Annotated in this window: 24 protein-coding genes and 1 pseudogene; 9 read left to right on the top strand and 16 right to left on the bottom strand. The window is 39.0% G+C overall.

What is annotated here, in order from left to right:
- Nucleotides 1–104 precede the first annotated feature (104 nt).
- On the bottom strand, nt 105–1,463 hold the full coding sequence (aroA, locus tag EDD57_RS09815; protein ID WP_131849284.1) for a 3-phosphoshikimate 1-carboxyvinyltransferase: 1,359 nt from the start codon (nt 1,461–1,463) through the stop codon (nt 105–107).
- Nucleotides 1,464–1,591: 128 nt separating this feature from the next.
- Between aroA and EDD57_RS09810 the strand changes: the two genes are divergently transcribed.
- Nucleotides 1,592–1,966, top strand: coding sequence for a YunG family protein (locus EDD57_RS09810; RefSeq protein WP_131849283.1), 375 nt, complete (start codon nt 1,592–1,594; stop codon nt 1,964–1,966).
- 36 nt (nt 1,967–2,002) lie between these two features.
- On the top strand, nt 2,003–2,551 hold the full coding sequence (locus EDD57_RS09805) for a GNAT family N-acetyltransferase (protein WP_131849282.1): 549 nt from the start codon (nt 2,003–2,005) through the stop codon (nt 2,549–2,551).
- A gap of 137 nt (nt 2,552–2,688) precedes the next feature.
- Here EDD57_RS09805 and EDD57_RS09800 read toward each other — a convergent pair whose 3' ends face one another.
- The 3 genes and pseudogenes from EDD57_RS09800 to EDD57_RS09790 form a co-directional block, all read right to left on the bottom strand.
- Complete coding sequence (locus tag EDD57_RS09800) at nt 2,689–3,402, bottom strand: thioesterase II family protein (protein WP_131849281.1); 714 nt, start codon at nt 3,400–3,402, stop codon at nt 2,689–2,691.
- A gap of 189 nt (nt 3,403–3,591) precedes the next feature.
- Nucleotides 3,592–3,885 (bottom strand): annotated as a pseudogene (locus EDD57_RS09795) (sigma-70 family RNA polymerase sigma factor); the annotation flags it as partial.
- A 216-nt stretch (nt 3,886–4,101) separates the two neighbouring features.
- Nucleotides 4,102–4,302: a hypothetical protein gene (locus tag EDD57_RS09790; RefSeq protein ID WP_131849279.1), complete on the bottom strand. Its 201-nt coding sequence runs from the start codon at nt 4,300–4,302 to the stop codon at nt 4,102–4,104.
- Between the two features lie 75 nt (nt 4,303–4,377).
- Between EDD57_RS09790 and EDD57_RS09785 the strand changes: the two genes are divergently transcribed.
- A complete protein-coding gene (locus tag EDD57_RS09785) occupies nt 4,378–5,919 on the top strand; it encodes a recombinase family protein (protein ID WP_131849278.1) in 1,542 nt (513 codons plus the stop codon).
- Between the two features lie 107 nt (nt 5,920–6,026).
- Here EDD57_RS09785 and EDD57_RS09780 read toward each other — a convergent pair whose 3' ends face one another.
- The 3 genes from EDD57_RS09780 to EDD57_RS09770 form a co-directional block, all read right to left on the bottom strand.
- On the bottom strand, nt 6,027–6,698 hold the full coding sequence (locus EDD57_RS09780; RefSeq protein WP_131849277.1) for an O-methyltransferase: 672 nt from the start codon (nt 6,696–6,698) through the stop codon (nt 6,027–6,029).
- A gap of 418 nt (nt 6,699–7,116) precedes the next feature.
- Complete coding sequence (locus tag EDD57_RS09775) at nt 7,117–8,298, bottom strand: ZIP family metal transporter (RefSeq protein ID WP_165873753.1); 1,182 nt, start codon at nt 8,296–8,298, stop codon at nt 7,117–7,119.
- A gap of 14 nt (nt 8,299–8,312) precedes the next feature.
- A complete protein-coding gene (locus EDD57_RS09770; RefSeq protein WP_131849275.1) occupies nt 8,313–9,392 on the bottom strand; it encodes a multicopper oxidase domain-containing protein in 1,080 nt (359 codons plus the stop codon).
- A 370-nt stretch (nt 9,393–9,762) separates the two neighbouring features.
- Here EDD57_RS09770 and EDD57_RS09765 point away from each other — a divergent pair, with 370 nt between their 5' ends.
- Entirely contained in the window at nt 9,763–10,098 is a 336-nt protein-coding gene (locus EDD57_RS09765; protein ID WP_165873752.1) for an LPXTG cell wall anchor domain-containing protein, read from the top strand.
- 106 nt (nt 10,099–10,204) lie between these two features.
- Here EDD57_RS09765 and EDD57_RS09760 read toward each other — a convergent pair whose 3' ends face one another.
- The 5 genes from EDD57_RS09760 to EDD57_RS09740 form a co-directional block, all read right to left on the bottom strand.
- A complete protein-coding gene (locus tag EDD57_RS09760; RefSeq protein WP_131849273.1) occupies nt 10,205–11,332 on the bottom strand; it encodes an alkene reductase in 1,128 nt (375 codons plus the stop codon).
- 29 nt (nt 11,333–11,361) lie between these two features.
- Complete coding sequence (locus EDD57_RS09755; RefSeq protein WP_131849272.1) at nt 11,362–11,859, bottom strand: DinB family protein; 498 nt, start codon at nt 11,857–11,859, stop codon at nt 11,362–11,364.
- A gap of 17 nt (nt 11,860–11,876) precedes the next feature.
- Nucleotides 11,877–12,305, bottom strand: a complete 429-nt coding sequence (locus EDD57_RS09750) for a MarR family winged helix-turn-helix transcriptional regulator (protein ID WP_131849271.1) — start codon at nt 12,303–12,305, stop codon at nt 11,877–11,879.
- 172 nt (nt 12,306–12,477) lie between these two features.
- The gene (locus EDD57_RS09745) at nt 12,478–12,699 is read right to left on the bottom strand and encodes a helix-turn-helix domain-containing protein (protein WP_131849270.1); all 222 of its coding nucleotides are present in this window, start codon (nt 12,697–12,699) and stop codon (nt 12,478–12,480) included.
- 10 nt (nt 12,700–12,709) lie between these two features.
- Nucleotides 12,710–13,189 carry a DUF2975 domain-containing protein gene (locus EDD57_RS09740; RefSeq protein ID WP_131849269.1) on the bottom strand — a complete coding sequence of 160 codons (480 nt, stop codon included), beginning with the start codon at nt 13,187–13,189 and terminating at the stop codon, nt 12,710–12,712.
- 219 nt (nt 13,190–13,408) lie between these two features.
- Between EDD57_RS09740 and EDD57_RS09735 the strand changes: the two genes are divergently transcribed.
- From EDD57_RS09735 to EDD57_RS09725, 3 genes are all read left to right on the top strand, one after another.
- Nucleotides 13,409–13,918, top strand: coding sequence for a DoxX family protein (locus EDD57_RS09735; protein ID WP_131849268.1), 510 nt, complete (start codon nt 13,409–13,411; stop codon nt 13,916–13,918).
- A gap of 356 nt (nt 13,919–14,274) precedes the next feature.
- Entirely contained in the window at nt 14,275–14,928 is a 654-nt protein-coding gene (locus EDD57_RS09730; RefSeq protein ID WP_131849267.1) for a nitroreductase family protein, read from the top strand.
- 66 nt (nt 14,929–14,994) lie between these two features.
- Nucleotides 14,995–15,282, top strand: a complete 288-nt coding sequence (locus tag EDD57_RS09725) for a YciI family protein (protein WP_131849266.1) — start codon at nt 14,995–14,997, stop codon at nt 15,280–15,282.
- Between the two features lie 67 nt (nt 15,283–15,349).
- Here the strand turns inward: EDD57_RS09725 and EDD57_RS09720 are convergent, their stop codons facing one another.
- Nucleotides 15,350–15,781, bottom strand: coding sequence for a ferritin-like domain-containing protein (locus EDD57_RS09720; RefSeq protein ID WP_131849265.1), 432 nt, complete (start codon nt 15,779–15,781; stop codon nt 15,350–15,352).
- Nucleotides 15,782–15,914: 133 nt separating this feature from the next.
- Between EDD57_RS09720 and EDD57_RS09715 the strand changes: the two genes are divergently transcribed.
- Complete coding sequence (locus EDD57_RS09715) at nt 15,915–16,292, top strand: DUF3888 domain-containing protein (RefSeq protein WP_131849264.1); 378 nt, start codon at nt 15,915–15,917, stop codon at nt 16,290–16,292.
- Nucleotides 16,293–16,698: 406 nt separating this feature from the next.
- Here the strand turns inward: EDD57_RS09715 and EDD57_RS09705 are convergent, their stop codons facing one another.
- A complete protein-coding gene (locus EDD57_RS09705) occupies nt 16,699–17,247 on the bottom strand; it encodes a L,D-transpeptidase (RefSeq protein ID WP_131849263.1) in 549 nt (182 codons plus the stop codon).
- Nucleotides 17,248–17,608: 361 nt separating this feature from the next.
- Between EDD57_RS09705 and EDD57_RS09700 the strand changes: the two genes are divergently transcribed.
- Nucleotides 17,609–18,064: an NADAR family protein gene (locus EDD57_RS09700; protein ID WP_131849262.1), complete on the top strand. Its 456-nt coding sequence runs from the start codon at nt 17,609–17,611 to the stop codon at nt 18,062–18,064.
- 819 nt (nt 18,065–18,883) lie between these two features.
- Here EDD57_RS09700 and EDD57_RS09695 read toward each other — a convergent pair.
- The gene (locus EDD57_RS09695) at nt 18,884–20,116 is read right to left on the bottom strand and encodes an ABC transporter permease (RefSeq protein WP_131849261.1); all 1,233 of its coding nucleotides are present in this window, start codon (nt 20,114–20,116) and stop codon (nt 18,884–18,886) included.
- Entirely contained in the window at nt 20,109–21,032 is a 924-nt protein-coding gene (locus EDD57_RS09690; RefSeq protein ID WP_131849260.1) for an ABC transporter ATP-binding protein, read from the bottom strand. The genes EDD57_RS09695 and EDD57_RS09690 overlap by 8 nt, the downstream gene beginning before the upstream one ends.
- Between the last annotated feature and the right edge of the window lie 117 nt (nt 21,033–21,149).

The raw sequence follows: 21,149 nt of genomic DNA, 5'->3' as shown, positions 1-21,149 counted from the left end.
CGATGGAGAAACCATCGCCATAAACGATATTTGAGTCAATTCACACAAAAACCTCTTCTAAACTTGTTGTTCAGAAGAGGTTTGTCTGCAGTCTGTATTATGTATTACATACTTTCTTCTAGTCGAACCTGCAACCCTAACTTTTCAATCTCCTCAAAGAAAGTAGGACATGTTTTCGATATACATCCAGGATCCAAGATTCTCACTCCCGGCACTTTTGCACCAATCAGAGCCAACGACATCGCTACTCGATGGTCGTCGTATGAGTTACATTCAGCGGCTAGAGGTTGCCCTGGATACACCGTTAATCCATCCTCACGTTCCTCTACTCGTATCCCCATTTTGGTTAAACACTCTGAAATAACGCCAATCCGATCTGATTCATGCTTCCGGATGTGCGCTACTTCATGAATCGAGATGGGCCCATCTGCAAAAGGAGCGATTGCCGCAAGGGTTAGTGTCTGATCCGACATCTCCCTCATGGAAATATCAAAGTCACCTTTTAGTTGATCCGTACCTTGCAGTTCAAGGAAGCCATCCCCTTTTACCACAGTACAGCCCATTCTTTCCAACACATCAACAAATTGAATATCGGGTTGCAACGTGTCATAAGATAGGTTGTCCACGCGAATTCTTCCATTTGTGAGCGCTGCTAGGGCAAAAAAGTAGTTCACAGTGGACGCATCGGCTTCTAACTGGATATCTTGACTCTTGTAGGCCTTAGGATACACCTTAATCGTACTGAATGAGTCATCATATTCGACATGGGCACCAAACTGCTCCATTAGATCCAATGTAATTTTCACATAAGCATGTTGGACAATATGGTCCACGATACGGATGGTCACTGGCTCGTCTGCATAACTACTTGCGATTAATAGGCCGCTGATGAACTGACTCGACGTTTTCCCAGAGATGTGAACAACACCCCCATGGACCCCCTTTCCCTCTATTTGAATCGGTAAAAACCCATCTTCTCCCGAGTACTCGATTTGTGCGCCAAGATCTTGAAGAGCGGTAATAAGGGTTGCCATCGGACGTTTATTCATACTAGCACTACCCTCCATCATCCACTGACCACCCTTCGATGCCGCCAAAAGGCCGGGAAGAAATCGAGCTGTCGTTCCAGCCGAACCAATATAGAGAGTTTCATCCTTTTTCAGCCAGTCTCCATTTACCCCTTCGATAATCACTTCATCCTCATTTATTTCAATCTGAACTCCAAGTTGTCGTAATGTATGTATACACCAGTATGTATCGTCACTTCTGAGCACCCCAGATAGCCGAGATGTACCTTCTGCCATCGCCGCGATAATCAAAGCCCGATTGGTCCAACTCTTACTACCCGGAACGCAAATTCGGCCATTAACCGGTTGGCTAGCTGGTGAAACCTCAGCTACTTCTACATCACTTAACGTCGCCCATTCAGATCTTGCATGCAAATCTGGTTTAAAATCCTCCATACGATTACCCCCAGCATTTATAAGAATCTTATTCTTATATCATATATAATTTTAAGTAAGATTGGGCATAAAAGTTACCTGAACAAAATTAGCTATTGATAAGTAAGTCTATTAAGGGAGAATTCAACATGAAAACAGATAGCCCACCCTATTACGTAACACGGAACATCCTATTACATGTTTGGTCTAAAGAATCCAGCACAAAATTCACCCCAGAAAATCCAGCACTTGGGCAATGTGGAGTAACAGCACTCGTGATCCATGATTTATATGGAGGGGAAATCTTAAAAACACGTGTGACCGGAGAATGGCATTTTTATAACAAACTAAGCGATCAAATCTATGACTTTACAGCCTCACAGTTCGATCAAGAAATCTCTTATCATCATATCCCTTCTAGTAGAGAAGAGGCTTTTGCTGACATCAATGAGAAACAGTATGAATACTTAATACACGCTGTAAAATCGAGACTGGCACCACAACCCGACTTTTTGTTAAGATAGTTCTCTATGTAATGTCTAGCAAAGAGGAGTTCGCTTATGAAATTACAATCAGACCATCTTTATATACGCCCTTTCGAGATGTCCGATGCAGAACACCTACACCATTTACTTCTTAGAAACCGTGATTTTTTTGGACAATATGACCCCATTCGTCTAGAGTCTTACTATAGTTTGGAAGCTCAGACTAAGCAGATCGCAGACGCAATCAAGTCATTTGAAAACGATAATGGTTACACATTCGGGGTTTTTCTGAATAGTGATCATACGCTAATTGGCCGAGTCTCTCTATCAGCTGTTTCACGAGGTCCATTTCAAAATGCTTATCTAGGCTATTATCTAGACCAACAGGTAAACGGCAAAGGATACATGACAGAAGCGATCAAATTGATACTCCAGTACTGCTTTGAGGAAATTTCATTACACCGTATTCAAGCAGGGGTTATGCCTAAAAATACTGCATCCATTCGTGTACTAGAAAAAAGTGGCTTTCGCCGCGAAGGACTGGCTGAACGATATTTGCAAATTAATGGACAGTGGGAAGATCACTTGTTATATGCGATTACGAAAGAAGAGATTGATGTGTAAGTCCTACTATAGGTAAGAACAAAAGAAAGCGTTTGGAAGTACTCAACCTCCAAACGCTTTCTTTTGCCATAAGCTATTCGATTTGAATCTCACAACTCGATCCATCAAACAAGCAAGCTTAGGCTTGAGTTACCTATTTACAAAGTAGCCCGAATCCCATCCAAGACCGAGTTAACTTGCTCCACAACTTGCTCTCTCTTCTCCTGAATGAAAAAATGCCCACCACTATATGCATAAAATTCACAGCTACTAGTCGTATACAAACTCCATTCCTTTACTAAATCCGTTGATACATATGGATCCTCTGTACCATAAAATACAACAAAGGGACAATCCATTTGTTCACGATCTGCAGGAGGCTCATAAAGCTCAATCGCTTGAAAATCTGATCTGATAATAGGGAGAAAAATACTAGCCAGTTCTTGGTTATGTAACATCTCAGCGGGTGTACCACCGTAACCAAAAATCTTCGCTAAAAACTCTTCATCATCCAAAGCGTGAATATGATTCCGTAATGGAACATGCGGAGGATTCTTGCCAGATAAAATACAACACATCGGCATAGGCTGTTTCTCTGCTTTTAACTTTCTCATTACTTCAAATACGATCAATGACCCCATACTGTGGCCGAAAAAGCAATATGGACCACTAATCTCATTTTTGATGTTCTGATAGATGTCCTCAACTAACTGATGAAAATCTGAAATTAAGGCCTCTCCAAAACGCTTCCCTCTACCAGGTAATTCAACTGGTATTAGCTCAATATCCGCATGCAGATCGTTCTTCCAATCCAAAAATACCCTTGCCGACCCTCCAGCATACGGAAGGCATAATAATTTTATTTTACTCATAAACGAAACCTCTTCTTATGTGAAATAAAATACACAATAGCACATGTATTTCAATTATGCAATTATAAATGGTAGCAATTTATAGAATTTTACTCATTGTTACGATTTACAAATATGGATCTTACCAAATGTTCTACAGGAAAAAGAACCCAATCCCTAACGGGGAAACTGAGTTCTCCTACTTTCTCTCTATATCCGATCCTTCTTCGGCACATTCCGGTAAAACTCATGAAATAACTTAATCAACGCCCGCTTCTCAATCCTCGACACATACGACCGCGAAATCCCTAACTCCTTCGCAATTTCACGCTGCGTCTTCTCATCCTCATTCATCAAACCAAAGCGCCAACGAATTACCTCTTGCTCACGCTCATCAAGGATGTGGATGTGGTTATAAATCTGGGTCTTTTCAATTTTGAGTTGCACGTGCTCAGCTACTTCATCTCGCTCTGTTCCAAGGATATCAATTAGGGTTATTTCATTTACACTAGGGGGTTATCTGTGTTTGTAGCATGAAAATCCCCCCACCTACCATTGAGTTGTTTTTTCTCGTTTACCTTGCCATTCTTCTCTAGATACTGGTGCTTTACCAATAGTACTTCCCCTTCAGAATTCACAATGACTAACCCAACTAATCAAAGTTGGGTTAGTGATAAATGGTTATAAAAATCTATCATTCTACGCTTTAGTCATATATAGCTACTGTTCTTCTATCGGTATACCTACTATTTCTTGGTCGTATAAATGATCGTGGTCAATCGACAGCCATAGACTTAAGATCAATTTCTTCAGTTCCTCTATTCTGATATTTCTTTCTTCTTCTGTGATTTTAGGCGGAACTACATGAATCGTTGTTTTCCCAATCTGATACGTTACATCCGCTCGCTGATCTTCTTGCAACGTTCATCACCTCGATAAACTGTATGCAGAAGACAAGAAGTCTTGACATATATTTCTACACAGAGGTGGTTTTTTATGGATAGAGTCGCGATTTATCTACGGAAATCACGTGCAGATCTGGAAGCGGAAACTCGTGGTGAAGGTGAGACCTTAGCGAAACATAAGAAGGCGTTGCTTCAGGTGGCTAAAAATCAAAGCCTACATATCATAAAGATCAGGCAAGAGATTGTATCCGGGGAAAGCCTCATCCACCGTCCGGAAATGATGGAGCTACTAAGAGACGTCGAAAATGGGCTCTATAACGCAGTCTTGGTTATGGATGTGGATCGACTAGGCCGTGGGAACATGCGTGAACAAGGCTTGATTCTAGAGACATTCCAAAAGGCTAACACGAAAATTATTACCCCCCGAAAAACATATGATCTTCGAGATGAGTGGGATGAAGAATACAGTGAATTTGAGGCTTTCATGGCTCGAAAAGAGTTAAAAATTATTAATCGACGACTGCAAGGTGGGAGAGTCCGCTCTGTAGAAGAAGGCAATTATATTGGCACTCGCCCCCCATATGGATATGAGATTCGAGATGACAATAGAAGCCGTTATCTGGTTCCAAAGCCAGAACAAGCACCTGTAGTAAAGATGATTTTCAACTGGTATACACACGATGATCCGAATCAAAGGCTGGGATCTAATAAGATTGCTAACGAGCTAAATACACTTGGCTATAGAACCTATCTGGGAAACTCTTGGAACAGTTCTAGCGTACTTAATATCATTAAAAATGCTGTATATGCTGGACGAATCCAATGGAAGAAAAAAGAACATAGAAAAACAGCCGATCCTCTCAAGCGCCGTGAAGTCAAAACACGTGCTCAAAGCGACTGGATTGATGTGCAAGGAAAACATGAACCATTGATCTCGATGGAAACGTATCAAAAGGCTCAGCAAATTTTAAAGAAGCAATATCATGTTCCTTATCAACTCGAAAATGGGATCTCTAACCCATTAGCCGGATTAATTAAATGCGCAAAATGCGGCTCCTCTATGGTCTTAAGACCTTATACAAATCAACTTCCTCACCTAATGTGTTATAAAAAACAATGCAAAAACAAAAGCTCTCGATTCATGTACGTAGAAGATCGTTTAATCGAGGTACTACATACTTGGCTAGATCAATATCGTTTAACATGGGATAAAAAAGCCCGCCCCGAGACCTTTTCTTACAATATTGAACTCAAAGAAACCACTTTACGTAATCTTCAACAAGAAACAAGAAATCTAGAAAATCAAAAAGGTAGGCTACACGACCTATTAGAACGAGGGATCTACGATGAAGAAACGTATCTAAATCGATCGCAGCACATCGCCAACCGGATCAGTGAAATACACCAAGCTTTAGATAAAACACGAATCGACCTCGACGAAGAACAAAATCGTGTAAAAGTACAAATGGATATCATCCCCAAAGTTGAACATGCCCTAGATATATATCCTTTACTACAAGACGCCAAACAAAAAAACGCCTTGTTAAAAGTCATTTTGGATCACTGTACGTATGATAAGGAAAAGCATCAATGGAATAACGATTTTACAATAACTGTGTATCCCAAACTCTAACTTAAGTGCAAAAAAGAGGAGCAATCCTATGCTGAAAAACGTAGGACGCTCCTTAATCACAGTTTTGTTCATGGGATAAATAGGTGATAGATTCGTAGATTCCTAACTTACTCAATAACGAGAGCAAATGCAAAGCCGTCGTATCCTTTACCACCCACTGTTTGAATGGCTGTAGAAACTAAACGGGGTTCTTTGGCGATCATCTCGAATAAGGTCCTAGTTGCTTGGATACTAGAATCTGTGCTGTCTTCGTCAATGATTTCTCCTTCACGAACGACATTATCGAAGATGATCAAAGTTCCAGGAAGTGAAAATTGTAGAGCATACTGTAAATAGTTAGGGTTGTTAACCTTATCCGCATCAATAAAGATCATATCAAATACTTCATATTGCTCTGCTAACTTAGCCAAGGAATCGAGCGCTTCTCCCACTTGAATCTCGACACATGAAGAAAGCCCCGCTCGGTCAATATTTGCCTGAGCCACTTTGGCATGAATAGGATCAAGTTCTAAACTTACCAATCTGCCATTTTGGGGTAGAGCACGTGCTAACCATATGGTGCTGTATCCACCTAGAGTCCCCAGCTCCAGTATGCGCTGGGCTCCTTTAATTCTGGCAAGTAAGTACAGCATCTTTCCTTGATTAGGGGCTACATCGATTGATGGTAAACCGGCTTCTTCGTTGGCCTCTAAGGCTTTGTCTAATACTTCATCCGATTGTACAAGTAGTTTGTAGATATAATCGTCGACTTTGGACCATTTTATTTGGACATCATTCATGTTTGCGTCATCCTTTCAAATCCAGATAGTGGTATAAAGTACTCTTACGTTACGGGACAACCTATTACTTTTTAAAGCCTCTCTTCCTCACCCCCTTACCAATTTGCTAAATAGCACCCTATTAATTAGCTAAACTAACTAATAGGGTAAAAAAATTTATGAATCGATTTTGATAGTACAAGATTGCCTCACATCTATATAGCCAAATTAGCTCTTTGAATCAAATTGCATTTGAAAATGGTAAATTCACTCAGCTCACACATATAGTTAACCTAGCTAATTAATAGTATAGTAATCAAAATAAAGAATGTCAACCGAGAAAGTTTCATGAGTAGACTGAAACAAATCTTACAACAAAAAAAGCCATCCAAGAAAATGATCCTTTTCATTAGATGACTTCTTTGTACCTTGCCCCTTATCAGGCAGTAACAAACAGCGCTGTAATATACATCACTACAATACCAGTCATTAATCCAGCTACACCTACAGGCGTCAAGAAAGTCGCTCGATCCGATTCGGAACGCTCTAAGCGGAACACCTGTACAACCACTTGGAATATGGCTCCCGCTCCGATCGATAGGAAGATAAGAGACCAAATCGGAGAGTAAACAAATCCACCAATCCAAGTACCCAATATCGCTGGAACACCACCCATTGCTCCCAAAAGAAGCAAATGACGAAATAAATTCGAGCCCTTTATCTTCTCACGGGCAACAGGAGCTACAATCGCTAAGCCTTCCGTAATATTGTGCAACGTGAATCCCATAATGAGAAATGCCCCCATCGCTACATTCCCTAACGTAAAAGCAGCTCCAATGGCTAAGCCTTCCCCAAAATTATGAATTCCGATCCCAAGGGCAACGAGATACGCCACTGTTAACTTGGTCCGATAATTAGATGAATTTTCTTGTCGTGCTTCAGTATAAGAGCTGACTGCGCTTAAAATGAGGAAGCTCCCCAATCCCCCTAGTAAAATAATACCGACTCCTTGAAATGCACCCGGAATCTGATCCGCTAGTTCAAATGCTTCATTCAGAGAGTCGACTCCTAAGAAGATAAGTAACCCAATCGTAACCGCTAGAACAAAAGTGTAGCCCTTGCCTCCTAACTTTGCTACAAATGGCTTCCATAACATTCCTAATAGGACCGGAATTACTCCAACAAAGAGGCCAATTAGTGCATATAAACCAAATGTAGCAGGTGTTGCTCGTGAAACTTCCATGGCAGCGGCAATCTCGCCCGTAAACTTAGCTCCTGTAGACGTGATCACTGTTACGACATATGGCTCTCCTTCTACCCAGTGAAACGGAATCGTGATATCTGATTGATCAAAGCGGCCAAGTTCCGACTTAGGAATTTCTGCATTCCACATCGCATCATTTACCGTTACCTGAGCAATCGTAACAGGATCAGCTCCCGTATTCGTCACTTTTGCTAATATCTTTCCCTCTACTGTCCATACACGATCAAAATGAATCTCCTCTAACGGAATATTGGCACGAGGAATGAGCCGATCCATTCCTGAAAACAAACCGACGATCATCAAAGCAAGTAAGACAACCGGAAGCAGACCTAAAATCCATTTCTTCGAAGCACTCATCGAATTCATTCCTCCTATTCCGTTACCTCAAATAATCCCATCCAACCTAGCTCCGCAAACTCGCTTTGGTGGGCGTGAAACATATATTTACCAGGGAATTTATACGAAAACTCTAAAACAGACCGCTCTCCCTGACATAACATCACGGTATCCGTTATTTCATAATGGGTTAAAGATGTTCCTGTTCGGTACAGTTTGAACATATTCCCATGTAGATGGAAGGAGTTAATCAAGTCAAACTCCGTAACATTTACCAAATAAATGCGGACTTCCTCTCCTACTTTTAACGGGATGGGATGATCGAGAAATGCATTTGCTAAACCATTAACGGTATAAAACTCATTTTCACCATCAAAATCTGTATCAAAGGCATTCATCACCATTACTAGCTCTTTCATCTTCTTTCGCGGCTCTTTTGGATCGATGATAAATGCTCCATAAAGCCCTTTTTCGATATGCTTTTTCAATGGCATAGAATGACAATGATAGAGATGAAGACCAAAAGGTTCGGCTGTAAACTCATAGGTAAAACTTTTACCTGGCTGTACAATTTCAAACGATCCATCCATATTCCCAGGATGAATTCCATGAAAATGAATCGTGTGCGGATGAGCGCTCCCATTATCGAACTTAATACGTAGTAAATCTCCCTCTGTGGCTCTAATCGTAGGTCCTGGTGCAGTTCCGTTGTATGTCCACGCTGGATAAAAGACACCTGGAGCCACCTCGATCTCATTATCTTGCGCCAACATTGTATATTCTCTTAGAGTTCGACCATCTGGCAATTTACTGACTTTTCCATAGTCAAATGTAGTTAATGCTTGTTGTGCCGATTGATAAGCATTCGGCGAGGCTTTTTTATTCATAGCATGTACTTGATCCATACCACTATGATCCATACCACTACCACCATGGTTGGAATGATCATGAGAATTAGATGTAGCAATACCCTCACTTCGAACCCATTTAGGAAATAGCCATGTAGCCATACCTGCTATACCCAAAGCACTTCCTATCCCTGCCTTCAAAAATTTACGTCGGGAAAAGAATGATGAAAGAGTTTCATCAGACCCATTTTGTTTATCCCTGCTCATAATGTTTACCTCCCGCAACTTTTAGTCCAAAAAAATTTGGTTCTTCATTTCCCCTCAGAACGAACCCCTGTTTTGCTCAATTAAATTATACTCGATGGATATACAAAACGCACTTGATTTCTAATGAATTTCTCAAATTTACAATAGGTTGAGTACCATTGCTACCACAACACAATGCTGTCCTCCTTTGGCTTGCCATTTACCCTCGAGTACGAGATATGTTTTTAATATGGTAAAATCTTTATCTGAAATTGTTATGATCTTTATTTAATATTTATCTCTCTATTTTATGATCTTGTGTAAGTTCTTAGTAAATATGTGTAGAACGATCATCCTACATCGCAAGAGAAAAGAAAAGGGGATGTTTATTATGAAAAGTATGACTAAAGCATTCGGAGTAGTCGCCACCCTAGCACTTTCTATTACTGCATTCCAAGGTATTTCATTTGCATCGGATGAAGGAACTGTACCTGAGAAAACACCACAAAAGACTCACTCCGAAACAACTAAGCATCAAGATAACGGAAATATCACAAAAGAAAATAAGCCCGCTACTAAAACTGAAACAGCACAATCGAAGGAAACGAAAGGCGGAAAGTTACCAAAAACGGCCACTAATTATCCTATCGTAGTCGCAGCGAGTGCGGCGGCTTTGATGGCTGGTGCTGGTATTCTCTTGATTCGTCGTCGTAAACAAGCACAATAGTAAGTAAAGAGTATCGTTTTCTTATTCGTCCATGTCCAATGCCTGGTCACATAAAGCCAATGAAGGAGCCATCTCTGCATTCAAGAGATGGCTCCTTCATACTGATTTACACCAACGTAACAAGATGCACTTTCGCATCATATTCGATGAAAGGTTCCGCATGCTTCATTCGATGAACAAAATCTGGATTCGCAATCAACGGTCTGCCAAATGCGGCTACATTGATTGTTCCTTCTTGCAATGATTTTTCGGCCTCTTTCGGGTTCAAACTACCTACCCCTACCATAATCCCATCCCAATACTTCCTTACTAATTGATGAAAATTATTCCCATCCGAAATAACATCTGTATAATTCATCGATGAAGGATGAATCATGGTTAAACCAACTTCCTTAAACATATTTACAAATGTTTCAATCGCTTCTTCAGGATTTTCCCATAGATACGTTGGGTTATCCCCTTTAAGTGCCGAGAAACGTAAAAGGGTTCTATCTGCTCCCACCGCTTCAATCACAGCCTGAACGACTTCTTTCATAAAGGTTAACCTCTGTTTTAAATCACCGCCGTATCGATCTGTTCGTTTATTTGCGAATTCATATGTAAATTGATCGATCAAATATCCATGTGCACCGTGAATTTCAACACCATCAAAGCCAGCTTCCATCGCATTTCTCGCAGCTTGTGCATACTGATTGATTACTTCCTGTATATCTTCAAGTGTCATTTCTTCTGGTGTATCATATGGCTTACGAAAGCGTGGAACATCTCCTTTTGCCGCAATCGCTGAAGGTGCTTGTGGCATTTGTCCACCAGATAGTTCACGATGACTCATACGCCCCACATGCCATATTTGAGCAATAATCGTCCCACCTTCTTTATGAACTGCCTCCGTAACAGGTTTCCAAGAATCAATTTGCTCTTTCGTGTAAATGCCTGGTACTCCAGGATTCCCTTTTGCTCTTGGGCTAATAACAATCCCCTCTGTAATAATTAATCCAATCCCATCCTCCGCACGCTTTCGGTAATACTCAACCACATCAGAGCCAACTACTCCCGTCTCATTATCTGCAAAACATCTCGTCATCGGTGCCATCGCTATACGATTCCGAAGAGACCAAGATCCAATTTGAATCGGATCAAATAACTTCGTATCCTCAATGCTTTCGAAAAAACCACCCTCGTTTACATTGGTTCCTTTAAAAATACTTGCTACTTTATGATTTGAACTTGTCATCCTTATTCCTCCTTAATATATGAAGCAACTTATGCTGGATAACCACCACTAGGCGGAGGCCACGAGCCTAAAAGTCGACGAATCACTACCACTTCACCCAGATGATAACTATTGTGAGAGGCAATGTTACGCAAATGCTCAGCTCGTGTCACATCTGGATATTTTTCCAAAGGGTCTTCTAATTTTGTTGTTTGAGTTATGGTACAAGCTTGTTCTACTCCCTGTAAGAAGTGTTGAATGACTCTTTGCCATTCATCTTGACTTTCGGCATTGCTTTTATCAGGCCAACTCTCTTTTACATGAGCAGGCAGTTTAGGTTGTTCTCCTTGAAGACCTAGCAAAAGGAAATCTTGCCAATATATCATATGTTTTAATAATTGGTAAATCGAATAAGGGATTCCGTCTATTTGCTTGCCTGCCAATTCCCAATCAATGTCGGATAACGCATTCGCAATCGGAATATGTCCTCGCTCTCCTCTTAGTGATTTTATTAAGGATTGCACAAATGCTTCATTTGATTGTGTCATCATGTACTCTCTCCTTTTCAAATTTCTTCTATGTTATTTTTAATTTTATTTAGCATATTTAGTAGTACATCTAGTTCCTTTTCATTAAAACCTTTTAGTATAGAGGTAACGAAACGTTCCTTTTCTTCTTGATACGAACTAATTTTTTGACGTCCATCATCAGTGAGGCTAACAAGAGTAATTCGGTTGTCACTTGGTTTTTTTCGTCTTACAATCATTTCTTTTGCTTCAAGTTGTTTTAAATGCCGTGTGATGGCAGCATTATCAATATTCATCACTTGTTGAAGTTCTTTTTGACTTATTTCATCTACTCGATACAGATGATGTAAAAGCTCAAGCCGTGACTGACTAACACCTGTGCATCCTTCAAATTTCGAACTGATTTCTTTGTTGAGAAAATGTAATTTATATAAAATAATAGCTTCCTTAGAGCATGCATTTATCAATTCTTTCCCTCCTCATTTAGTGCTTACTAAATTATATGATACATCAATGTTTGATATATCATAATAATTTAACTCAATAGAACTTAAAATGCAACTGGCAATAAAAATAAACAGTGATCATAAAATCACTGCGAAGCTTGACCCTACCTGTATTTTGCTTTTGCTTACCATACTAATCATGGGTGTCTTGATCCATTTGATATTCTAAAATATCTCCGGGTTGACAATCTAATGCTTTGCAAATCGCTTCTAAAGTAGAAAGCCTAATTGCTTTTGCCTTTCCATTTTTCAATATAGAAAGATTGGCCATCGTAATTCCGACCTTCTCCGAAAGCTCCGTTACGCTCATTTTTCGTTTGGCTAACATCACATCAATATGAATTATTATTGCCATATTCTTCACCTCAGACCGTCAAGTCATTTTCTGATTTTATATGAATCACTTCTTGTAGAAGCTTTTTCATGATCGTAACAAAAACGGCGATAACCAGCGAAGCAAAAACGATGATGAGTCCCACCATTCCAACAGGAGGATCAACTTTCCTCGCTATAAAATGAAAAAGTGGAAGGCCTAATACATACAACCCACTGATAGTAATCGCACAGCGCTGTATGTTCTCTAATGATTTCACAGATCGTTTCGAGAATGCTTTATTCTCATCAATGTACCGTAAAAGATTAAAAGCCTGGTAGAGAGCAATGTAAAACGGGATAGCCGCTCCATACATCACGAGGAAAACGAGATATTTGATTGAAGCAATATCTGGATACAATCTTGCTGCGAAACTCCCTATATGGGGAACTAAAAATATACATAAAGCAAGAATGGGTAGTCCGATAATAAAAATAGCTATCTTTAAAAAGAGCGTTGATACATGTTTCATACTAAAGCACCTCACTTAATAAGTTACATTGATTTTAATATCATATTTATCGTTGGTCAATAAATTATTATCTTTTTGAATTACATTTTTATTATCAAAAAGCTTAGAATGCCAATTATGAAAGCATAATCATTTTATTATCTGAAATGATTGACTTTTATTATTAATTTGATTTAAGATAATTTTATTAATATAAACTTTTATCTAGGGGGGATATGAGTGGTAGGCTTCTTAAGGAGCAATGTGTATGCGACCTTCTTGCTAACTGTGGTGCGTTTATCTTTGGGAATGATTTGGATACAAGCAGGTTGGCATAAGGTGACGGGTTCTTTTACAGCCCAAAAATTTTTGGCCGGAGCATTACAAAAGTCCACTGGGGATTTCCCAAGTGTACAAGCTTGGTGGGCATGGTTTTTAAAAAATATAGCGATTCCACATATAAACGTCTTTGATTTCTTAGTATCTTGGGGAGAGCTTCTCGTTGGCATCGGATTAATCGCGGGGCTGTTTACAACATTTGCAGCGCTTATGGCGATCATGATGAACTTTGCATACTTATTCTCAGGCACTCTTAGCATGAATCCACCCATGATCTTGTTTACGATCTTTGTGCTTGTCGCAGGATTTAATGCGGGGAGATGGGGACTAGACCGGTGGGTGATTCCCGTGCTATTTAAACACGAACGAAGCAACAACCACGGTATTCCCCGAGTGAAACGTACAGTTTAATTCGTTCATATGTGGATTTAATTGATATCCTACATAACCCGAAGAGTATGAATAAATATTGCTGATTTCTCCAGCCTTTATGGAGAATCAGCTTATTTTTATTATGGAGAAAAATAAAATACTTGAATTTCGGATTCTGTTGGGTTAAATTATTTGATGTATCAAATATTGATGTATCAAATAATTGATCTATTAAAGCACTCATAAGGAGGTGAAGATAGCAATTTTGTGCCGTACGAATGCAATTATTTGATAAAGATACCATTTCCTATGATCCTGACTCGCTATGGACCATTCAAGACAATATAAAAGAAATACGATGTTTAAAAACTAACAACGAATAGGAGAATACTATTATGATTATCACACCTACAAAACAACAACAACAAACAAATGACTTCAAAGAAATTTTAGCTGGACGTCGTTCCATTCGGGCCTATGATACATCTGTAAAAATAACCAAAGAAGAAATGACAGAAATTCTTACGGAAGCAACACTTGCTCCTTCTTCTGTTAATATGCAGCCATGGCGCTTTCTTGTCATTGAAAGTGACGAAGCAAAAGCAACACTCGCCCCTCTTGCACGCTTCAATCAAGTTCAAGTTGAAACATCTTCAGCCATGATTGCTGTATTTGGAGATCTAAACAACTTTGAATATGGTGAAGAAATTTACAGTAAAGCAGTTGATCTTGGATATATGCCTGCAGAGGTAAAAGAGGGTCAGATGAGCAGGCTTACAGCGCACTTCTCAACACTAGATCCTCAAGTGAATAAAGAGACCGTGTTAATTGATGGAGGGCTTGCGGCTATGCAGCTCATGCTGGTAGCACGAGCACATGGATATGATACATGTCCAATCGGTGGTTTTGAGAAGGATAAAATTCCAGAGGCATTTGGCTTAGATAAAGATCGTTATGTACCCGTTATGCTCATTTCAATTGGTAAAGCAGCTGACAATGGTTATAAATCCGTTCGCCTTCCTGTCGATAAAATTGCACAGTGGAAGTAATGTAATGAGCCACGATCCATATACCGCAGTACTTACCTAATAGTTACTTTAAGGAGAGTGTTTAGAGTGGAATATTCTGTAGTGATTTTCGGGCACGGTGAAAATTGGGAGCAAGATAAGCCTATTTGGGAACAAGACTTAAAACCACATCAGGAGTATTGGCGTAATTATAGATTAGCAGAAGATAAAATTATAGGCGGTGGTCCGTTTATGGATCATTCGGGCGGAATGGTTATTTTAGAAGTTGAAGATCTAGAAGAAGCTACTAAACTCGTCCAAAAGGACCCAGCTGTAGAGATGGGATTATTCAGTTTTAAAGTTCATCCATGGCATCTCCTTTCTCAAAAGTTTTGATATAGAAAAGAACCGATTCCATCTTTGGATCGGTTCTTTTTTTCATTCGTCTAGAAAATATGAGCTATTACAATCTGGGATCTTCTAAAAGCCTTTCGATTTCTTCCTTATGACTAGTTTCATTCGCAATCATATCTTCTAGTTTTAATTTTAACTCGATTACTTGAAGCGCATCTGCTTGTTCCATCCGTTTTATATATCGAGCAACAGTGTCTATTTCTGCTTGTAACGTAATTTGAAGCATCCCTTTTACATCACGAGTTAGCTGGACTGGAGGCGCTGTTAAAATAGGGTCACCACCAAGGGAGGCGATTTTCTCTGCTAAGTATTGAGCATGTAACATTTCATCCTGTGCTTCTCTTAAAAAGAAGTCCTTTAGTGTTAGTCGAGCCAATCCCGATACAGTGGAAGCATTATAGATATATTGATGAATCGCTCCCAGTTCGTGAGATAAATCTTCATTCAATCCGTCGATTAGTTCCTTCTTTTTCACATCCATGATCCTTGGGCTCCTTTATCTGTGATGATTCTTACTTACCGTACCCAATTATTTGAAAATCATGCAGAGTTTGAACTTGTACATATGTAAGGTCTCTCATTGCAGATACTATGTGTAAAAGGAGCTGATCAAATTGAAACACAAATTAATCGTGTCTATACTCTGTTGCCTTATGTTTGCTATGACAACTGGCTTTTCTCATCCGAGTCAAATTCCAACTCAAGAGTATTTACGAAAACGAGCATTGATTCAAGCCTTAAGCCCCTCTATTTATAATGCAATAGCAGGATACTATGGAAATACCAAGCTGTTTGATTCAGAGAAAATCATAAGTGTAAAGCAAACTCCTGAAGGTAGTAATGTCTACATTGTAAAGATACAAGTAACCACATTTGAAGGTCCTCACAATCCTCCTTATGGAATTGAAACAGTAACTCTACAGGTAGACGCTTCAGGCATCAGTGTTATTAACTTTCAACATAAAGATGATACACCTAACCCCCAACGTTAAACACACCGATAAAGACCTAGTGTAAACTCATTACCTTCTTTATCCGTCCCAATCGGATCGTGTAGCGATACATCCTTGCGTGCTTTTTTTAAAGACCGTAAGTGCATCAAGATCTCCATCTCCATGACAACAGTGGTGCATATGCTTCATGTATCGTTTACCTCTATATGCTCTAAAGAAGTTCATTTTCCTCTCTTTCAAGCTTATAATTGCATTCAAATGAAAAAAATCTGAGTAGCATCTCTACTAACCAGATTTTTTCATTTGAGATGGTCTGCAAAACCCTATCATCGGGATTATGTTTGTTATCCTTTAATGTATAAATCTCCACCCGATTCTCATACACCAAAAGTACATTACTGTTCACTAGTATGACTCGCCGCTCATCAACCTTTATTTAATGTCATTATTCTTCATAATTATCGACTAGATAGTTGCCTACATCAAGATTCCCACGCCAAACCTTATTGCTTTTTCCGCTGTGAATCCATACGGGAGTTCCTTCTGGAATCCGATCATATAAATCAATGACATCTTTGTTTAACATACGAATACATCCATTCGAAGCGTAGGTTCCAATCGATCTTGGATTATTTGTTCCATGAATACCATATTTTCTACCATTATCACCATTAACTCTGAATCCGTTCCAACGTTCACCCAAAGGATTTTCAGATACACCTCCAGGGATGCTTTTCCAACCTGGTTTAATAAACTTAGTTATAATCTGAAAAGTACCTTCTGGTGTCTTAGCTTTACTTTTTCCTGTAGCTATTCGATAGGTCTTAATAACACTTTTACCTTGATACAAATACAGATAGTTAGTTTTCTTATTCACTTCAATTTTATAATTTGCAGCCTGTGCAGCTTGAATTACTACTGGTTGAAATAGTCCTAAAACAAGAGCAAACGAAAGAGATAACATAACTAGTAAAAGTCGTCTTCGTTTTTGCATGTATATCCCTCCTCGATGAGGTTATCCTCCTCAATTCTTAAACATATATTTATTTAAAACATCACTCTTCATGCTGTACCTATTTGTATACTAAACTGATTACGATTTTTATTCTATCGATTTATATAACATTATCTTACATAATAGTAATGTAATGTTAATATTGAGTAATAATCCGGAAACAATAGCTCCTCCTACATAAACGACCACTTCCCTGACACGGAAGAGGTCGTTACTTTTAATAACTTTCTTCTTGACTACTGGGCAATCCTATCTCTACCCTCTAGATCTTTAACAGGAACGTGTATTTTCGGATATAGACGGGTATATACTTCTAACTCTATCGATAAAGGTGATCATAATGACCATTTATTTTTATAGTACTCAAGATTCATATGGCTGTTTCTCCAACTTTTCCGCACATGGCTTTATGCTTGACGGAAAATGGTGGCCAACCAGTGAGCATTATTTTCAAGCCCAAAAATTTGCAGGAACACCCCATGAAGAAAAAATTCGACTCATAAAAAAACCGAATATCGTCGCGAGAATGGGACGTGACCGTAAACGTCCCATTCGGAAAGATTGGGAGTTTGTAAAGAATGACATCATGAGAAAAGCGGTTCTTCATAAATTCAGAAGTCATGATGATATTCGTGAGACCTTATTATCAACGGCAGATCAATTTATAGTTGAAAACTCCCCTATTGATTATTATTGGGGTTGTGGCGCAGATGGTAGCGGTCAAAACAGGCTTGGACAAATACTGGTGGAAGTAAGAGAGATTCTATGTAAAGAAAAACAAGAAAAAAGCAGATAGAGGGGCGCCCCAAATCCGTAATCACCCATACACCCTGTTGTCATCAAGATCTCTCCATCTCAATAACAACAGGGGTGTATATGCTTCAAATGTATTCTTTAAATCTAATACTCTAAAGAAGTTCATTTCCTCTCCTTCTAAACACAATCAGAAGAGTCTATCACTTTTAGATTGGAGTAACAGACCGAATAAACGAACAAGGTACATCTGTTACTCCTCCATCACTAAGGCGAACACTGATACTATTCCTAGTAATTCTGACTAATCTTCCTCTAAAGTCTACACCTCGATCTGGTTTCAATCTTACGAAAACTAATCTATTCAATAAATCTGGCGATACACAACCATTCGTTATTAAAGTAACAGACTGAATAAACGAACAAGGTACATCCGTTACTCCTCCACCATTCAAACGTACACTGATGCTGTTACTAGTAATTCTGACCAATATTCCTCTAAAGTCTATACCTCGATCTGGTTTTAATCTTACCAGAACAAGTTTATTTAAAAATCTACGTGGCGCACAACTCATACACATCCCTCCTTTATTCATCGAATTTTCATCATGTTTAATTAATAAATGATGTTATAGTGTATTACTAAAAAGGAATATTGATATAGACTTATATCTTGATGAATAAAAAGAAGACACTATCTCTTGAAATATATAGCGGATAAAATATAATTCAGTCATAGTAGGGGTAGAATCAGCAACTGTGTCATAACCGTAATTTATCCGAATAGTAGATCATTTATTTACAGAGATAAACAAGAAGCTTCTCCCAATGTGAACTAGGAAATGCTTCTTGTTTATGAGCACTAGGCGTTTAGGATATCTTTTTTGTGGAAACGAATAATGGCTATCATAGTAGGGACGAGAATCCAGCCTAAGAGAATGATAATACTACCAGTCATCGTTATATTAGATTTTGTGAATTGATAGAAAGAACTATCACCCCATGCGTTGTCTAAGAATGTACTAATAAAACTCAAGTGTGTACCAATGAAGTATTTAAAGAAAGGGCTTTTTAAAGACATTTGAAGTAAAACGGTTCCAGCTACAACGATAACCATAGGAATGGAGGTACTAACCATAGGCGATGCAAAAATGGTAGAGAATAAGAAAGTCAGAGATGCAATCGCAATGGAAGCGATCAACATGTGTATAAAACCATAGAATAAAGCTACTGAAATAGGTACAAGAGTTGCCCCGCTGTATTGCGGTTCGAAGAATCGCGATTTGTCCACCATATGCTCAACAAAAGAAACATCCATAAATTGAGGAGCATGGGCCCCAAATGTACCATATAGAGCAAAGTTTGTTAAAAGAGTAACAGTAAAAAAGATACCGACCAACAATATAGTCGCAAGTATACCTGCAGTCCATTTACCAAATAAGACTTTGGTTCTCGAAATAGGCCTGATTAAGAGTAACTTTAATGTACCTCGTGTTGTTTCATCTGACACGATATCAGCCATAATTAGAATTACCATCAGTGGTAGGATAAGAGACAGTCCGAGACCAAGTACATCTTTTGTTGCAGAGTAAGCCGTTGACTCAGTAAGGGAAAAAGTTCCCGCATTGTTAGTTAGTAAAGGACGTTTGTCTTGCTTTAAGTAATGCTCATTGAAAGCAATCTGTTTCTCCAAATTACTAGTTGATGCTGAATGCGCCATTTTTTTGTCTTGCTTCGCATTTTTAAACTCTGCTCTATCTTGATCTAGTTTACTCTGTATAGCAGACTTCCAATTTCCCTTTAATATATTATCTGTAGTATTGATACCTTGCTTCGTTCTATCAATCGATTTCTCTAATTCTTTTATTTCCTCAGCATCTCCGCCTTTCTTGATTTTCTCCAGTTCCTTAGTCTTCTGAACAAGCTCATCTTTCTGTATAGAAGCAATATCCTTTGCTCTATTTTGATCTCCAGAGAATGACAAATAGGAAAATCCAATCGCAAGCAAGATTGTTATCCCAAAAACCAACCAAATTTTTAAACGATGTCTCATTTTCATCCATTCATTTAGGATTACGACTCCAATATCACGCATTTTTCTTTTCTCCTTCTTCGTCTGCTGTAAAGTTAAAAAACAACTCTTCTAATGAATCTTTTACGGTTTCGATACTTCTAAGATTTATATTATGTAGTACGAGAAAGCGAATAAACTCTGAAAAGTCGCTCTCATCCATTTTGATCTCCATTGTGTGATGATCCAATACTTGATAAGAAAACTGTTTTTGCTGCAATAGGTGCTCTACTTGTTTGACTTCATCCACTTTAATCCGCACTTTATGCCCTTGTCCTTCTAGTACTTTAGCCACGTTTTGTTCTGTGATGATTCGGCTATTTTTGATGATCGCAATTCGATCACAGATTGCCTCCATCTCCTTTAAGATGTGGCTGGAGACAAATACAGCAGTTCCCTGATCAGCTAACTGGCGTACTAAACCTCTAAATTCTCGAATTCCTTCGGGATCGAGACCATTGGTCGGTTCGTCCAAGATGAGCAGCTTAGGCTTACCCAGCAATGCTTGTGCTAAGCCTAAGCGTTGACGCATCCCGAGGGAATAGGTTTTCACCTTGTCATGAATGCGATCTGTTAATTTTACGAATTCCACTACCTCCTGAATCCGTGTCTCTTTGTCTGGGATTCTGGCCAGTCGGGCGTAATGAATTAAATTCTTGTAGCCACTAAGATAGGAATAGGTTTCGGGATTCTCTACAATCGCTCCTACCATTTGCATGGCTTTTTCGCGATCTGTCCCAATATTATGACCACAGATGTGGATACTTCCTTGGGTTGCTTGGATGAGTCCAACAATCATCCGAATTGTGGTTGTTTTTCCTGCTCCGTTTGGTCCGAGAAATCCGTAAACTTCCCCTTCGTTCACCTGCATATGTAACTGATTTACAATGGTTTTGCCACCTATTTGTTTGGTAAGATTATCTACTCTAAGAACCTCCATATTCCGTTCCTCCTTGTTAGTAAAAGCATCTGACAGTGGATTTTGCAGGTTATTCCTGCGGTATTTATTTTGGCGATCCACTGTGTAATTTTTATTTATTTTTTTAAAAAACTATAT

The organism is Baia soyae, from assembly GCF_004341445.1.
GTDB classification, from domain to species: domain Bacteria; phylum Bacillota; class Bacilli; order Thermoactinomycetales; family Thermoactinomycetaceae; genus Baia; species Baia soyae.
The sequence above is the reverse complement of the archived record's forward strand: the minus strand, read 5'-3'. Positions and strand labels throughout refer to the sequence as shown.